Genomic DNA, 12,755 nt, shown 5'->3' on the forward strand with positions numbered 1-12,755 from the left:
GCGTGCAGTCAGACCCTCTATTCTGACGTGCGACGCCCGTCGCGCAACCTTTTCGGGCGGGGGAATCAGCAAGAATGCGGGGTTGCGCCGGCGGTCCACCTCGTCTAGTCTGAGCAGACTCAACCTACGCCCGGAAATGAACAACAATCACGACACTCGCCAGGCAGTAATCGACGCCCTGCAAAAGACGGGCACCCCGATGGATGCATATCAGGTCGCAAAGGCCACGGGCGTCAGCCCGATCCAGGCAGCGCGGACACTCACGAAGCTCGCCGCGAAAGGCGTCGTGCAGACCGATGCCCAGCTTGGCGCCGAGGCCGACTTGTCCGCGCAGTTCCGCCTGGCTCCGGCGCCGAAGGATGCCGCCGGAGGGTAAGAGCGGGGGTGGTTGCTGCCAGGCCGGCGCCAGGATTTGGTGCATGTGCACCGCCGATCTCACGGGCAATCGTGTCCGTTGATGCTGCGCGTGCGGCGAATACGTGGCTTGACGACGGGATCGGCCACCGCTCGGATGCCCGACAAAGCGCGAATGCCGCGCTCATTCTTGCAGCATCTGCATTGATTCTGGCAATCCGCCGAGACCATTTCTGAAAATAATCCCAATCAGGACTATCCATGACGCACCAACCCGCGTATATTTCGGCCCGCGGGGTGGAGCAGTTGGCAGCTCGTCGGGCTCATAACCCGAAGGTCGCAGGTTCAAGTCCTGCCCCCGCAACCAGATTCTGAAAGCCCGTACGGTTCACGCCGCACGGGCTTTTTTGCGTTGGCACGGCGCTGGAGGCGCGGTGGCATGCCGAGGGGCAAATGGGTCCGGCGGGATGTCGGGCCGCGCCCTGCACTTTCCGGCGCCTATTCAGGCTTGATACTCCCGTCCTTGATGACCTGCGCCCATTGCGCTGTTTCGCTATCGACGAAACGCCTGAACTCTGCCGGGGTGGAGCCGGCCGGCTCAGCGCCGATGGCAAGCAAGCGTTGCCTCACCGCTGGCGACTGGAGGATTTGCCGCACCAGGCCGCTAAGCCGGTCCACGATCGCCGGCGGCGTGCCGGCGGGTGCGAAGAGCCCGTTCCATTCGTAGACCTGGTAGCCCGCCAGCCCGGACTCCGCCACGGTGGGCGTATCTGGCAGCGCGGGAGCGCGCTTGGTCCCCGTGGTGGCAAGCACCTTCAGCTTCTGGCCTTTGACGAGCGGGTACGAGGCCGCCATGTTGCTGAACATCAGGTCCACCTGGCCGCCCATCAGGTCGCTCAGCGCCGGCGCGCCACCCTTGTAAGGCACGTGGAGCAGGTTCAGCCCGGACTGCTGGCTGAACAAGGCCGCCGCGAGATGCTGGGCGGTTCCCGGGCCGGCGGACGCATAGCTCAGCTTGCCGGGTTTTGCCTTGGCGGCGGCAATCAGGTCCTGGGGCTTGTTGAACGGCGAATTCGGCGGCACCACGAGAAGATTCGGCACCAGCACGACGAGCGAAACGGGGACGAAGTCCTTGTTGGTGTCATACGGCAGCCGGGGCTGCAGGCTGGGGTTGACCGAGTGGGCGGTAGCGTCGAGCAGCAGCGTGTAGCCGTCGGCCGCCGCCTTCGCTACCGCGCCTGCGCCAATGACGCCGCTGGCACCCGGACGATTGTCGACCACCACCGTCTGCCCAAGCTTCGCGCCAAGCGGAGCGGCCAGGATCCGCGCCACGGTGTCCGCCGCACCGCCGGCCGGGTAAGGCACCACCAGGCGAATGGGATGGTCCGGATAGCCAGCGGCGTTGGCATTGGCGGTGACCGTAGTCCCGAACAGCGGCAGGACCACTATCAGCCCCTTGGCGACAAACTTCTTGTGCATGTGTTCGACTCCGTCGATTTGCAATGCGTTGAATTCAGTAACGCGGCCGGCTAGACCGTGGCAATCGGCGTCGCCGGCGAGCCAACCGCGCCGGGCAGGCGCAGCGGCGGCGCGGTCAGCAGGAAGCGGCTGCGGCCGTGCGCGCGCAGCCAGCGCGCCAGCGGCGTCAGGTACCACAGCTCGCCGAGATGAATGCCGTTCTTGAACAGGCAATGCGCGTGCAGCGGCAGGCGCGGGCCGCGGATCGGCGACGGCGTCAGCGGCTTCGGCACCACCAGCTCGACCGCCGGGTTGTCCGCCAGCAGGCAAGCCAGCCTGGTGTCGACAATCCAGTTCAGCAGCTTGCTGTCGTAGCCATCGAGGCCGCTGCCACTGTCATGCAGGCGCTTGACGTCCGGGTTGCCGTTCATCGCCAGCAGCATGTCGGCAAAGCCGGTGTGGATACAGACCATGTCGCCGGCCYCCACCTGGATGCTGTCGGCATCGAGGATGCGCATCAGCTCGTCGTACCCGACGGCATGGCGCTTGCGGCCAATATGGTGTTCGAGGTCCAGCATCACGCCACGGCCTTGCGCCCCATGCTCCGCCAGCACGGCGATGCTGAGCGCTTGCGCCACCGGATCCTGGTAGCGCGCCCAGGGCTCGGCGCTGCTGACTTCATGGCCAGGCCGGATGTGCTCTCCCGCCTTGAAGCCGTTGTAGAAAACCGCCTCCGGCACACCGTCGCCATCGGCATCGAAGTGGCTGCCAACGTGCGCCAGGCTGTCCCACTGCGTGGAGTACTGCAGGCTCATGAGCACCACATCGTCGTTGACCACATCGGTGATGCTCGGGTCCTCGGATGCGTACGACCAGCAGAATCCCTGCTGCCCGGCGCTCTTGCCGTCCCGCAGGACCGAGAAGCGGCGCGGCGGCTGCCGGCGCGGATTCATCGCCGAGCCGCCCGGCAGGTCCAGCGGCAAGGACAGGCAGAACGTCCTCCCCTCCTTCACTTCGGCGATGCCTTGCAGCACCTTGGCCTCGTCCACCAGGTTCATCCGGCCGCGTTGGTCGTCATCTCCGAACTCGCCCCAGTGGCTGCCCTCCGGGCTATGCTTCCAGCGTCGCGTCATGCCTTGTCTCCCGCCGCAATCTTGCTTGGGCCAATCGGCAGCCCCGCCACATCCATGTCGATGCGCAGGATGTCACCCGCCGTGGAGTCCGTCACGAACAGCGTCTTGCCGGCCGCGCCGCCAAAGGCGAGATTGGTCAGGGAATGCCCGGCGGGGCCACGCAGCACCTGCAGCGGCTCGGCGCGGTGGTTCAGCACCCAGACGTAGCCCAGCCCCGGGTTCGCCACCAGCAGCCGGCCGCAGGCATCCATGGCCAGCCCGTCCGGGCCGCTCGGGCCGTATGACGTAAAGAACTGGCCCGCCTTGGAGACGCCGCCATCGGCGAGGATCGGCATGCGCCATACGCAATTGCCACGGGTCACCGCCACGAACAGGACTTTCTCGTCGGGGGACAGCACGATGCCGTTGGGGCTGGGCACATTGGACAGCAGCAGCTCCAGACGGCCAGCGGCACTCAGGCGATAGACGCGGCCGGTAGGATCGTGCAGCCCGGTCTGCCCCTGGTCCGTGAAGTAGATGTTCCCTTGCGTATCGATGGTGAGGTCGTTGACGCCCTTGAAGCTCTCGGTATTGCGGCGGCCCAGGTATGGCGCCACGTGTCCGCTGCGCGTGTCGAGCAGCATCAGCCCGTTGCGGTAGTCCGTCACCAGCAGTTCCGTCGGGCTGAGAAACTTCATGCCATTGGGCTCGCCGTCCCATTGCGCCACCAGTTCCCAGTCGCCCTTCGGATCAATACGAAAGACGCGGCCGTAGGGGATGTCGGTGACGTAGAGATTGCCGGCGCCGTCAAACACCGGCCCCTCCAGGAAGGCGTCGATCTCGCGCCCACCCTGATTGGCGTCGGCCCAGACCGTGCGCCTGGGCTGGCGGTATCGCATCGGCATGCGGGTGAAAGTATCCAGCTCACGGACTTCCGGGGGATTCAGCAAGAACATGGCAATGGCGCAGCGCGCGATGAGGTTGACTCGAAATCAATCGGCCTTGAGCCCAAGCTCCTGGGCGATCTGGCTATAAGTGGCGACTTCACGGCGGATCTGCCGGGCAAACTCTTCGCCGCATAGTGCCTCGGGCTCCAGCCCGAGCGCGCGCAGCTTCCCCGTGGTGCCGGGCGCGGCCAGGTAGGCCTGCACCTCGCGCTCGAGCATGCGCACGTGCGCGTCCGGCATGCTTGCCGGCGCGAGGACGCCGTACCACGCGTCGGCGGCATAGCCCTTCACGCCGGCCTGCTCGAAGGTGGGCACGTCCGGCAACTGCGCGGAGCGTGCCGGACTGGCGATCGCCAATGCGGTCAGCCTGCCCGCCTTGATCTGCGGCAAGACGGAGCCGAGCGACGCGAACGAAGCATCCACCTGCCCCGCCATCAGGTCATTGACCACCTGCGCCGCCCCTTTGTATGGGACGGCGGTCATGCGTATCCCTGCCTCGCGCGCGAACAGCTCGCTGGCGAAGTGCACCGAGCTGCCGACGCCAGGTGTGCCATAGGTGACTGACAACGGCTTTGCCTTGGCCTTCTGCAGGAACTCGCCCAACGTCCTGACCTGCAACGAAGGCCCGACCACCAGCACCGTGGGGGCAACAGCGACCACGCAGACCGGCTTGAACGACCTGATCGCGTCGAAGTTGACGCGGGTGCTGTAAAGCGCCGGGATCATGGTGTGGTTGGTGGCTGCCATCAGCAACGTGTGGCCGTCCGTGGCGTTGGCTACGGCTTGCGCCGCGATGATGGTATTGGCACCGGGCTTGTTGTCCACCACCATCGGCTGCCCCAGCCCTTTGCCCGCTTGCGCGGCGAAACCGCGCGCCACCACATCGGTCGGGCCTCCGGCGGAAAAGCCGACCACCAGCCGCAGCGGCCTGGCCGGCCACGCCTGCGCTTGCGCGCTCACCCCGGATGGCAATGCCAGAGCGCCCACGGCCAGCAGCAGGCTGCATGCCGGGATGCGGCGTCGAATGGAAATGTGCTGTAGCGTCATGTCATTGCTTTTCAAACGCAGTGTTGGCCGCTATCTTGCCCCAGAATGCCGTGCGCTCGGCGAGCTGCCTGGAGAACGCCGGCGCATCCCAGTAGCCCGGATTCGCGCCAATGCCTTCGGCGAAGGTCTTCATGTCCTGAGAGGCCATGGCAGCCGCCACTTCTTTTTGAAGGCGCTCCAGCACCTTCGGCGGCGTGCCCTTGGGTGCCCACAGGCCGGTGAAGTTGACGACACCATAGCCCTTGACACCCGCCTCGGCAAAGGTCGGCACATTGGGCAGCGCAGCAAGGCGCTTGTCGCCGCTCACCGCCAGCAGGCGCAGGCTGCCGCCTTTGACCTGCCCGATGACGCCGGGCGTGGAAGCAATCTGATAGTCCACCGTGCCGCCGAGCAGCGCCAGCGTGGCCTCGCCCGCCCCCTTGAACGGCACGTGCATGAAGTGCGCGCCAGTGGCCACGCCCAGGGCTTCGCTGGCAAAGTGCGGCGTGGTGCCGGCGCCGCCCGATCCATAGCTCACCTTGCCATCGCCGGCGCGGGCCGCGGCGATCAGGTCGCTCATCGTCTTGAACTTGCCGTCTGCCTTGACCGCCACGGCCATCGGCGCGAACACGAAGGCGGCCACCGGCTGCAAGTCGTTGGCGTAGTCGAACGGCAACTTCTTGAAAATATGCGGCAACAAGGAATACGTAGTGTCGTTGGCGAGCAGCGTGTAGCCGTCGGCCGGGGCGCGCGCCACTTGCGTGGTGCCGATGGTGCCGGTGGCGCCAGCCTTGTTTTCAACGACGAAGCTCTGGCCGGTTTGCTCGGTGAGGCGCTGGGCCATCTTGCGGGTGACTGCGTCGACGGCGCCGCCCGGGGGGTAAGGGACGACGATCCTGACGGGCTTTTCAGGCCAGGTCTGCGCGTGCGCCGACATGGCGATGAAGGCGATCGCTGCCAGCGCGCAGCGGCACGGAACCGATGCACGGGTTGATCTGGTGTTCATGGTTGTCTCCTGCTGTTTGTTTCCTGGGGCCAATCGCTGTTTCGTGCGTCTTGCCCAGCTGTCGTCGCAGCGCGCGACTTTGGCCCGCTTAGCCGGCTTCGTTCAGCGCGGCCAGCACGCCTAGCGTGTTCTGCGCCGCCGCCACGCCCATGTTCACGTAAGCAGCGCTGGTCACGCCACCAATATGCGGGCTGAGCAGAAAGCCAGGCTGGCCGTGGAAGATATGCGGCACCGTCATCGGCTCGACCGCGAAGCTGTCCAGCCCCGCCACGGCCACCTGCCCGGACCGCACCGCAGCCAGCAACGCAGGTTCGTCGATCAGCCCGCCGCGCGCGGTGTTGACCAGCATCACGCCCGGCTTGCAGCGCGCCAGCGTTTGGGCGTTGATCATCGCCCTGTTCTCGGGGGTCAGCGGGCAGTGCAGCGAGATCGCGTCGGACTCGCGCCAGATCGCGTCCAGGTCCACCGGCTCGATGTAGCCGGGCAGATCGGCAGCGAACGGATCGAAACCGATCACGCGCATGTCCATCGCATCGCACATCCTGGCAAAGCGCCGTCCAATGGCGCCGAGGCCGATCAGGCCAATGGTGCGGCCCGCCAGCTCGACGCTTTTGTGCGTGGCCTTGTCCCAATGGCCGGCATGCATGCGTTCGTTGAGTTGCACCAAGGATTTGGCGCAGCCCAGCAGCAGGGCCAGGGCCTGTTCCGCCACGGCGGCCGCGTTGGCGCCAACCGCGGCCGTGACCTCGATGCCACGCGCGGCGGCAGCGGGCTTGTCGATGGTGTCGGTGCCGCTGCCGTGCTTGGAGATGACCTTCAGGGCCGGCGCGGCGTCCATGATCTCCGGTGTCACGGCGCCGTAGCGCACGATGATGCCGACCGGGTTGTGGCGCTGCGCCAGCGCCACCAGATCGGCGGCCTGGGGCGTCTTGCCGGCGTAGACGATCTCAAAATCGCCGAGCAATGCCTCGGCTTGTGGCGCGAGGTCGGCCGCGGTGACGAGGATGGCTGGCTTGGTGCTCACAGCGTCTCTCCCTCTTTCAGCACGCCGGCGGTAACAAGCGAAGCGAGCAGCCACGGGGCGCTGGTCTTGCCTTCCTTGATCTGCGCGATGCGGCGGGCTTCGGCGGCTTCCTTGTGCTCGGCGAGCGGCAGCAGCGATGCGATCTTTTCACGCTCGACCACCACCAGGCCATCGGCGTCGCCACAGATGAAGTCGCCAGGGTTGACCGTGACGCCGCCGACCGAGACCGGGTGGCCGATGCGCCCGCCCACTTCCTTGGTCGGGCCGTTGGGGTTGGTGCCCACCGAGAACACCGGGTAATCCATTTCGTCGATTTCCAGGCTGTCGCGCACCGCGCCGTCGATCACCACGCCGGCGATGCCGCGCTGGCGGCATGCATTCATCATGATGGTGCCCATCAGCGCGCTGCTCTGGTCACCCTTGCCGTCGATCACCAGCACGTCGCCGGGCTGGGCCAGCGCCATCGCGGCATGGATCATCAGGTTGTCGCCGGGGCGCACCTCCACCGTGAAGGCCGTGCCGGCCAGCTTCATGTGCGGGCGCAACGCCCTGATGCGGCCGTGCAGCGCGCCCCGGCGGCCGGCCACGTCGGCCAGGATCGCAGGCTGGAATTTCGCGGCCTGGGCGACGATGTCGGCGGGTACGCGGTCGAAGGATTTGACGATGTTGGGCAGGCTCATGGCATGGCTCCGTGGATTCGGGGGTGGCAACGGGTAAGGGGGTAACCGGTAAGCGGTAAGCGGTAACGGGTAAGCGGATAGAGAGGGTGGGCGACGGGTGCGGGAATCAGTCGACCTGTGCGCCGGATGCCTTGACGGCGGCCGACCAGCGCACGGTGTCCTTCTTCATCAGGGCGCCGAACTGCTCGGGGGTGCCGCCCAATACGTCGGCGCCCTGGTCGTTCAGTTTCTTCTTCAGGTCGGGCACCTGCAGCGCCTTGTTGAACTCGGCGTTCAGGCGCGCCACGATGTCCTTGGGCGTGGCGGCGGGCGCCACGAAGCCGAACCACGTCACGGCCTCAAACCCGCCGTAGCCGGACTCGGCAATGGTGGGCACGTTGGGCAGGTCGCCCATGCGCTTGGCCGAGGTGACAGCCAGCGCGCGCATCTTGCCGTTGCGGATATGGCCGATCAGCGTCGGCACCGACGACAGGTACAACTGCACCTGCCCGCCGATCAGGTCGTTGACGGCTTGGGCCGCGCCCTTGTATGGCACGTGGGTGAGCTTGATGCCGGCCGTCTTCTGGAACAGCTCGCTGGTCAGGTGCGCCACGGTGCCGTTGCCCGGCGAGGCCACGTTGATGGTGCCCGGACGCGCCTTGCTGGCGGCCACCACATCGGCCAGCGTCTTGTAGGGCGAATCCACGTTGGTCACCAGCACCAGCGGCGCGCTGGCCACCAGGCCCACCGGCGTGAGGTCCTTCGCCACGTCGTAGGGCAGCTTGCGGTAGAGCGTGGGGTTGATGGCCAGGTTGCTGGTCTGGCCGAGCACGATGGTGTAGCCGTCGCCGCTGGCCTTGGCCGCGGCATCCACGCCGAGGTTGCCGCCGGAGCCCGGCTTGTTGTCCACCACGAAGCGCCAGCCCTGGGCCATCGCTACCTTGTTGGTGACCTCGCGGGCAATGATGTCCGTGCCGCCGCCGGCCGGGAACGGCACGATCACGCGGATGGGCTTGGCGGGATAGGCTTGAGCTTGAGCCTGCGCCAGGGCCGGAAAGGCCAGGGCGCAAAGGATGGCGGTGGTCAGGCCGCGGCGCAGCAGCGTCATTGCTTGTCTCCAGATCTCGTTATTTGTTGGAACGGATTCTGGATGGTCGTTGCACGCAGTACAATACGGTTTCACTGTACGCAACCCATTCCACACCATGGACTCCTCCAATTCCCCCATCGCCGGCGAGGCGGCTGACGACGCCGGCGGCGGCGTCATCGCGGTACGGCGGGCGCTGCGCGTCCTGGAAGCCTTCGGTGTCAGCGACGCGCAACTCACACTGGCCGAGCTCAGCCGCCGCACCGGCTTTCACAAGACCACCGTGCTGCGCCTCGCGCGCACGCTGGCAAGCGACGACTACCTGGTCCAGAAGGAGGACGGCAGCTGGCGGCTCGGGCGCGCCGCCGGCTGGCTGGGTGCGTGCTACCAGGCCACCTTCAATGTGCACGAAGTGGTGGAGCCGGTACTGCGGGAACTGACCATCAGGACCGGGGAAAGCGCGTCGTTCTACGTGCGCGAGGGCCAGCAGCGCATGTGCCTGGTGCGCGTGGAAGGGCCGCAAGCCATCCGGCACCATGTGCGCATCGGCTCAGCGCTGCCGCTGGACAGCGGCGCGCCGGGGCGCGTCATCCTGGCATTTTCCGGGGAGCCGGGCGAGCCTTATGAATCGATCCGGCGGCGGGGCTATCACCTGTCGATGGGCGAGCGCGAGCCGGAAGTCTCCAGCGTGTCRGCGCCGGTGTTTGGCCTGCACTGGAAGCTGCTCGGGTCGGCGTGCATCTCCGGCCCGTCCTCTCGCCTGAGCGAGCAAAGGCTGCTCGCGCTGGCACAGACCGTCATGGATGCGGCCAACCAGCTCTCGTATGCGATGGCGGGAAGCCATCGGCCGGCGCCGGAGGCCGCCTCGGGCAGTCCGGCGACCTGGCACCCCTGACCGGGCCTGCCTGCACGTCTGGCTGGCACAAAACGCCGTCTGGCTGGCAATATGCGGATGGCGCGCCGGATGCTCCGGCCATGCCTCTTGCCCGATTTTTTCCGATACCGGGCCTAACCCGACAACGCGATATCCGCTGAAGCAAAGGAGTGAAGCGCATGCCCCCGCTCGAGACACTATTGCCATTCTTTGGCATCGCCGTGGTGCTTGGACTGACGCCGGGCCCGGACAATGTCTTTGTGCTGCTGCAATCCGCCATGCGGGGGCCCCGCGCGGGCATGGTCGTGGTGCTTGGCCTGTGCACCGGGCTGCTGGTGCATACAGCCGCGGTCGCCTTTGGCCTGGCCGCGCTGTTCGCCGCGTCCAAGCTCGCATTCATGGTGCTCAAGATCGCCGGCGCGCTATACCTGGCCTATCTTGCGTGGCAGGCGTTCCGCGCCCCGGTGGGCGCGATGCGCCAGGGCAGCGGCGACAAGGCTGGCGTGGGGCATATGTACCGCCGGGGCGTGGTGATGAACCTGACCAACCCCAAGGTGGTGATCTTCTTCCTTGCGTTCCTGCCGCAGTTCGTCGCGCCGGACCGTGGCCATATCGGGCTGCAGATCATGGTGCTCGGCGTGGTGTTTATCATCGCCACCCTGCTGGTCTTTTCGGTCATCGCCTACTGCTCGGCCATGTTCGGCGCCCTGCTGCTGCGCTCGGCACGCGCGCAGCGCGCGCTGAACTGGTTTGCGGGGGTGGTGTTCCTGGGGCTGGCCGCGCGGCTGGCGTCGTCGAGGATGTAGGGCGGAGCTGGGAGTTCGGAGTTTTGATGCTTCAGTGGGGGGAGTGTGCGATGTGTATTGCTTGTGGCCCGCTGACGCGGGGGGGTGCGTTGTGGGCGGGGTTTTACTACTTCTAGCTGCTGTCGCGGCTGTACGGTGTTGGCCGTTTTGGAACGTGTGAGATGTCACTTCTCTTTACTCGTAAAGAGAAGTAACCAAGAGAAAGCGATCCTTGCAGGAGGCTGGCGTGGCGTCATTGGGAATCCCGATGGTTTCGTCGTACGGCCCCGGGTGCTAATGGACTCGTGCCGTTACCAGTTTAGATCACCACGACCCTGCATATGCCCAGGGATGCGTGGTGCCCCCCCGGTAGCGCCCACCACGAACTTCAAGCCGTCTGTCGCTCGCGGTGCAGGCGGCCACGAAGTTGCAAGCGTCCCGTTTCCGTCGTGGGCGCGGTGGCACCGAATCGAAAGGCCAAAGAATTCTTCCGCCGCGCCCACCCCACCACGAAACCATCACGGCGTGATATATCGTGATAGATGAATGAGCAGGGATGCCGCTACCGAGCAGCCTCACCACGAAACCAGCGCCAYCCGCAGGATCGTGGCCATTCAAAYCGGTAACGGCATGAGGCYATTAAAACCCGGGGCCTGACGACGAAACCACCGGRCTACGCAACCCCGACAAGCCAGCCTCCTGCAAGGATCGCTTTCTTTTGGTCACTTTTCTTTACGAGTAAAGAAAAGTGACATCTCACACGTGTGTAAACGGCCAACCCCGTACAGCCGCGACAGCAGCTAGAAGCATGAAAACCCCGCCCAACAAACGCCTCCCCCCGCGTCAGCGGGGCTACCGACGTCACCCCTAGCCAACTAAACCTACAGCAACGAATCCGCCAACCGGCAAAGATTCTGCCAAGTCCGCGTATGCAGCGGCCGCCGTTGCCAAACCGCCCGCACCACCGTCTCACTATTAGCCAGATACCGCTGCTGGATCCGCCGCATGCGCGCCACCACGTCGCGGTCATAGATCACCAGCGCGGCTTCCGCATTGAGCGCAAACGACCGGATATCCATATTGGTCGATCCCACCATGGCAACTTCATCGTCAATGGTGACGTGCTTGGCATGCAGGAAGGCGGGGCGATACAAGTGGATCTGCACCCCCGAGTCCAGCAGCACGCCGAAGTAAGCCTCCTGCGCGGCCTGCGTAAAGCGCTGGTCGATCCGTTGCGACAGCACCAGGTGCACCGCCACGCCACGGTAGCAGGCCAGGTGCAGCGCTTGCAGGAAGGATTCATCCGGCACGAAGTAGGGCGTGGTGATGACCACTTCGCTGCGCGCGCGGTGGATCATGCTGATCAGCGCCATCTGCGCGTTCTGCGTGCCGTAGCCAGGGCCGCTGGGCAGCATCTGCGCGATGTGCGGGCCTTGCGCCTCCATGGGTGGGAAGCTGTCGAGGTCGAAGTTGCTGTCGCCTGTCTCCAGGTAGCGGTCGGCCAGGAAGACCGCTTGCAACTCCGCCACCACAGGCCCGGTCACGCGCGCCACCAGTTCTTCATTGGGTAGCCCGGGCATCGACTCGGCGTCGATCACGTTTTGCGAGCCGATGTAGCCAATGCTGCCATCCACCACCATGATCTTGCGGTGATTGCGCAGGTCGAAGCGCGCGCTCTTGCCTTTGAGCACCGCCATCAGCGAGCGCATGGGCAGGGCCTGCACCACCTCCACGCCACCGTCGCGCAGCGTATCGGCAAACATGCGCCAGCCGGCGCGCGCGCCCAGCGCATCCACCAGCAGGCGGCAGCGCACGCCCCGCGCGCTCGCCCGCAGCAGGGCGTCGGTAAAGGCGCGGCCGGTTGCGTCCGCGGCGTAGATATAGACCAGCAGATGGACCTGGCGCCGGGCGCCGTCGATATCGGCAATCATCGCGGCTACCGTCGCGTCATAGTCGTCGAGCAGCGCCACGGCATTGCCGCGCATCGGCGAGTAGGAGCCGAGCCGCTCGATCAGGCCGGCCGCATCGGCGGCGACGGCTGCGGGCAGCGGCTGCAATGGCGCGAAGCGCGCCACCCGGTCACGGACGTTTGCGATGCCCTGGTTGATGCGGGCCAGCTTCAGGCGGCGCGACTTGGGATAGTAGATGCGGCCGAACAGCGCATAGAGCACCAGCCCCAGCCATGGCAGGAAGAAGATCAGCAGCAGCCAGGTGCGCGCCGCCGCCGGGGCGCGGCGCTGCGGCACATAGACCAGCATGGCCAGGCGGATCGCCCATTCCGCCAGTGTGAACAGCGACGGCCACCACCAGGAAATACCCGCCGGCATGGCGCTTTGCAGTGCGGCGAACCAGGACGCAGGCAGGGCGGTAGCGAGAAGGGAAGGGGACATGCGGCTCGGCGGCGGTGTGGCGGATCGCCCACC

General features: G+C 66.2%; 12 protein-coding genes and 1 tRNA gene. 4 read left to right on the forward strand and 9 right to left on the reverse strand.

The annotated features are described in order from the left end of the window. The first annotated feature begins 136 nt into the window (after positions 1 to 136). Both AB4061_RS36485 and AB4061_RS36490 read left to right on the forward strand, forming a co-directional pair. Entirely contained in the window at positions 137 to 376 is a 240-nt protein-coding gene (locus tag AB4061_RS36485; protein ID WP_150986120.1) for a hypothetical protein, read from the forward strand. A gap of 269 nt (positions 377 to 645) precedes the next feature. Then, positions 646 to 721 (forward strand) — tRNA-Met (locus AB4061_RS36490). 131 nt (positions 722 to 852) lie between these two features. Here the strand turns inward: AB4061_RS36490 and AB4061_RS36495 are convergent. The 8 genes from AB4061_RS36495 to AB4061_RS36530 form a co-directional block, all read right to left on the reverse strand. Continuing rightward, a complete protein-coding gene (locus tag AB4061_RS36495; protein WP_441640993.1) occupies positions 853 to 1,833 on the reverse strand; it encodes a tripartite tricarboxylate transporter substrate binding protein in 981 nt (326 codons plus the stop codon). Positions 1,834 to 1,883: 50 nt separating this feature from the next. After that, entirely contained in the window at positions 1,884 to 2,945 is a 1,062-nt protein-coding gene (locus AB4061_RS36500) for a cyclase family protein (RefSeq protein ID WP_441640994.1), read from the reverse strand. Continuing rightward, positions 2,942 to 3,880: an SMP-30/gluconolactonase/LRE family protein gene (locus AB4061_RS36505; RefSeq protein WP_441640995.1), complete on the reverse strand. Its 939-nt coding sequence runs from the start codon at positions 3,878 to 3,880 to the stop codon at positions 2,942 to 2,944. The genes AB4061_RS36500 and AB4061_RS36505 overlap by 4 nt, the downstream gene beginning before the upstream one ends. A 36-nt stretch (positions 3,881 to 3,916) precedes the next feature. Next, a complete protein-coding gene (locus AB4061_RS36510; protein ID WP_441640996.1) occupies positions 3,917 to 4,918 on the reverse strand; it encodes a Bug family tripartite tricarboxylate transporter substrate binding protein in 1,002 nt (333 codons plus the stop codon). Position 4,919: 1 nt separating this feature from the next. Then, on the reverse strand, positions 4,920 to 5,903 hold the full coding sequence (locus AB4061_RS36515) for a Bug family tripartite tricarboxylate transporter substrate binding protein (protein WP_441640997.1): 984 nt from the start codon (positions 5,901 to 5,903) through the stop codon (positions 4,920 to 4,922). A gap of 88 nt (positions 5,904 to 5,991) precedes the next feature. Continuing rightward, on the reverse strand, positions 5,992 to 6,927 hold the full coding sequence (locus AB4061_RS36520; RefSeq protein ID WP_441640998.1) for an NAD(P)-dependent oxidoreductase: 936 nt from the start codon (positions 6,925 to 6,927) through the stop codon (positions 5,992 to 5,994). Continuing rightward, positions 6,924 to 7,607, reverse strand: coding sequence for an RraA family protein (locus tag AB4061_RS36525; RefSeq protein ID WP_441640999.1), 684 nt, complete (start codon positions 7,605 to 7,607; stop codon positions 6,924 to 6,926). The genes AB4061_RS36520 and AB4061_RS36525 overlap by 4 nt, the downstream gene beginning before the upstream one ends. Before the next feature lie 106 nt (positions 7,608 to 7,713). Then, positions 7,714 to 8,694 (reverse strand): tripartite tricarboxylate transporter substrate binding protein, encoded by a 981-nt coding sequence (locus tag AB4061_RS36530; protein WP_441641000.1) that lies wholly within the window; start codon positions 8,692 to 8,694, stop codon positions 7,714 to 7,716. Between the two features lie 97 nt (positions 8,695 to 8,791). On the opposite strand from AB4061_RS36530, the gene AB4061_RS36535 reads away from it, so the two are divergent. Together AB4061_RS36535 and AB4061_RS36540 are read left to right on the forward strand one after the other, a co-directional pair. Beyond that, positions 8,792 to 9,568: an IclR family transcriptional regulator gene (locus tag AB4061_RS36535; protein ID WP_441641001.1), complete on the forward strand. Its 777-nt coding sequence runs from the start codon at positions 8,792 to 8,794 to the stop codon at positions 9,566 to 9,568. 158 nt (positions 9,569 to 9,726) lie between these two features. Then, the gene (locus AB4061_RS36540) at positions 9,727 to 10,353 is read left to right on the forward strand and encodes a LysE family translocator (protein ID WP_441641002.1); all 627 of its coding nucleotides are present in this window, start codon (positions 9,727 to 9,729) and stop codon (positions 10,351 to 10,353) included. Positions 10,354 to 11,213: 860 nt separating this feature from the next. Here the strand turns inward: AB4061_RS36540 and cls are convergent. Beyond that, complete coding sequence (cls, locus tag AB4061_RS36545) at positions 11,214 to 12,722, reverse strand: cardiolipin synthase (RefSeq protein ID WP_441641003.1); 1,509 nt, start codon at positions 12,720 to 12,722, stop codon at positions 11,214 to 11,216. Between the last annotated feature and the right edge of the window lie 33 nt (positions 12,723 to 12,755).

The organism is Cupriavidus sp. YAF13 (assembly GCF_052113425.1).
GTDB lineage: Bacteria > Pseudomonadota > Gammaproteobacteria > Burkholderiales > Burkholderiaceae > Cupriavidus.

Bases quoted from the DNA above. Each gene is read 5' to 3' on its own strand.
- AB4061_RS36485 (WP_150986120.1), top strand. From the start codon at position 137: ATGAACAACAATCACGACACTCGCCAGGCAGTAATCGACGCCCTGCAA.
- AB4061_RS36495 (WP_441640993.1), bottom strand. From the start codon at position 1,833: ATGCACAAGAAGTTTGTCGCCAAGGGGCTGATAGTGGTCCTGCCGCTG.
- AB4061_RS36505 (WP_441640995.1), bottom strand. From the start codon at position 3,880: ATGTTCTTGCTGAATCCCCCGGAAGTCCGTGAGCTGGATACTTTCACC.
- AB4061_RS36510 (WP_441640996.1), bottom strand. From the start codon at position 4,918: ATGACGCTACAGCACATTTCCATTCGACGCCGCATCCCGGCATGCAGC.
- AB4061_RS36515 (WP_441640997.1), bottom strand. From the start codon at position 5,903: ATGAACACCAGATCAACCCGTGCATCGGTTCCGTGCCGCTGCGCGCTG.
- AB4061_RS36525 (WP_441640999.1), bottom strand. From the start codon at position 7,607: ATGAGCCTGCCCAACATCGTCAAATCCTTCGACCGCGTACCCGCCGAC.
- AB4061_RS36530 (WP_441641000.1), bottom strand. From the start codon at position 8,694: ATGACGCTGCTGCGCCGCGGCCTGACCACCGCCATCCTTTGCGCCCTG.
- AB4061_RS36540 (WP_441641002.1), top strand. From the start codon at position 9,727: ATGCCCCCGCTCGAGACACTATTGCCATTCTTTGGCATCGCCGTGGTG.
- cls (WP_441641003.1), bottom strand. From the start codon at position 12,722: ATGTCCCCTTCCCTTCTCGCTACCGCCCTGCCTGCGTCCTGGTTCGCC.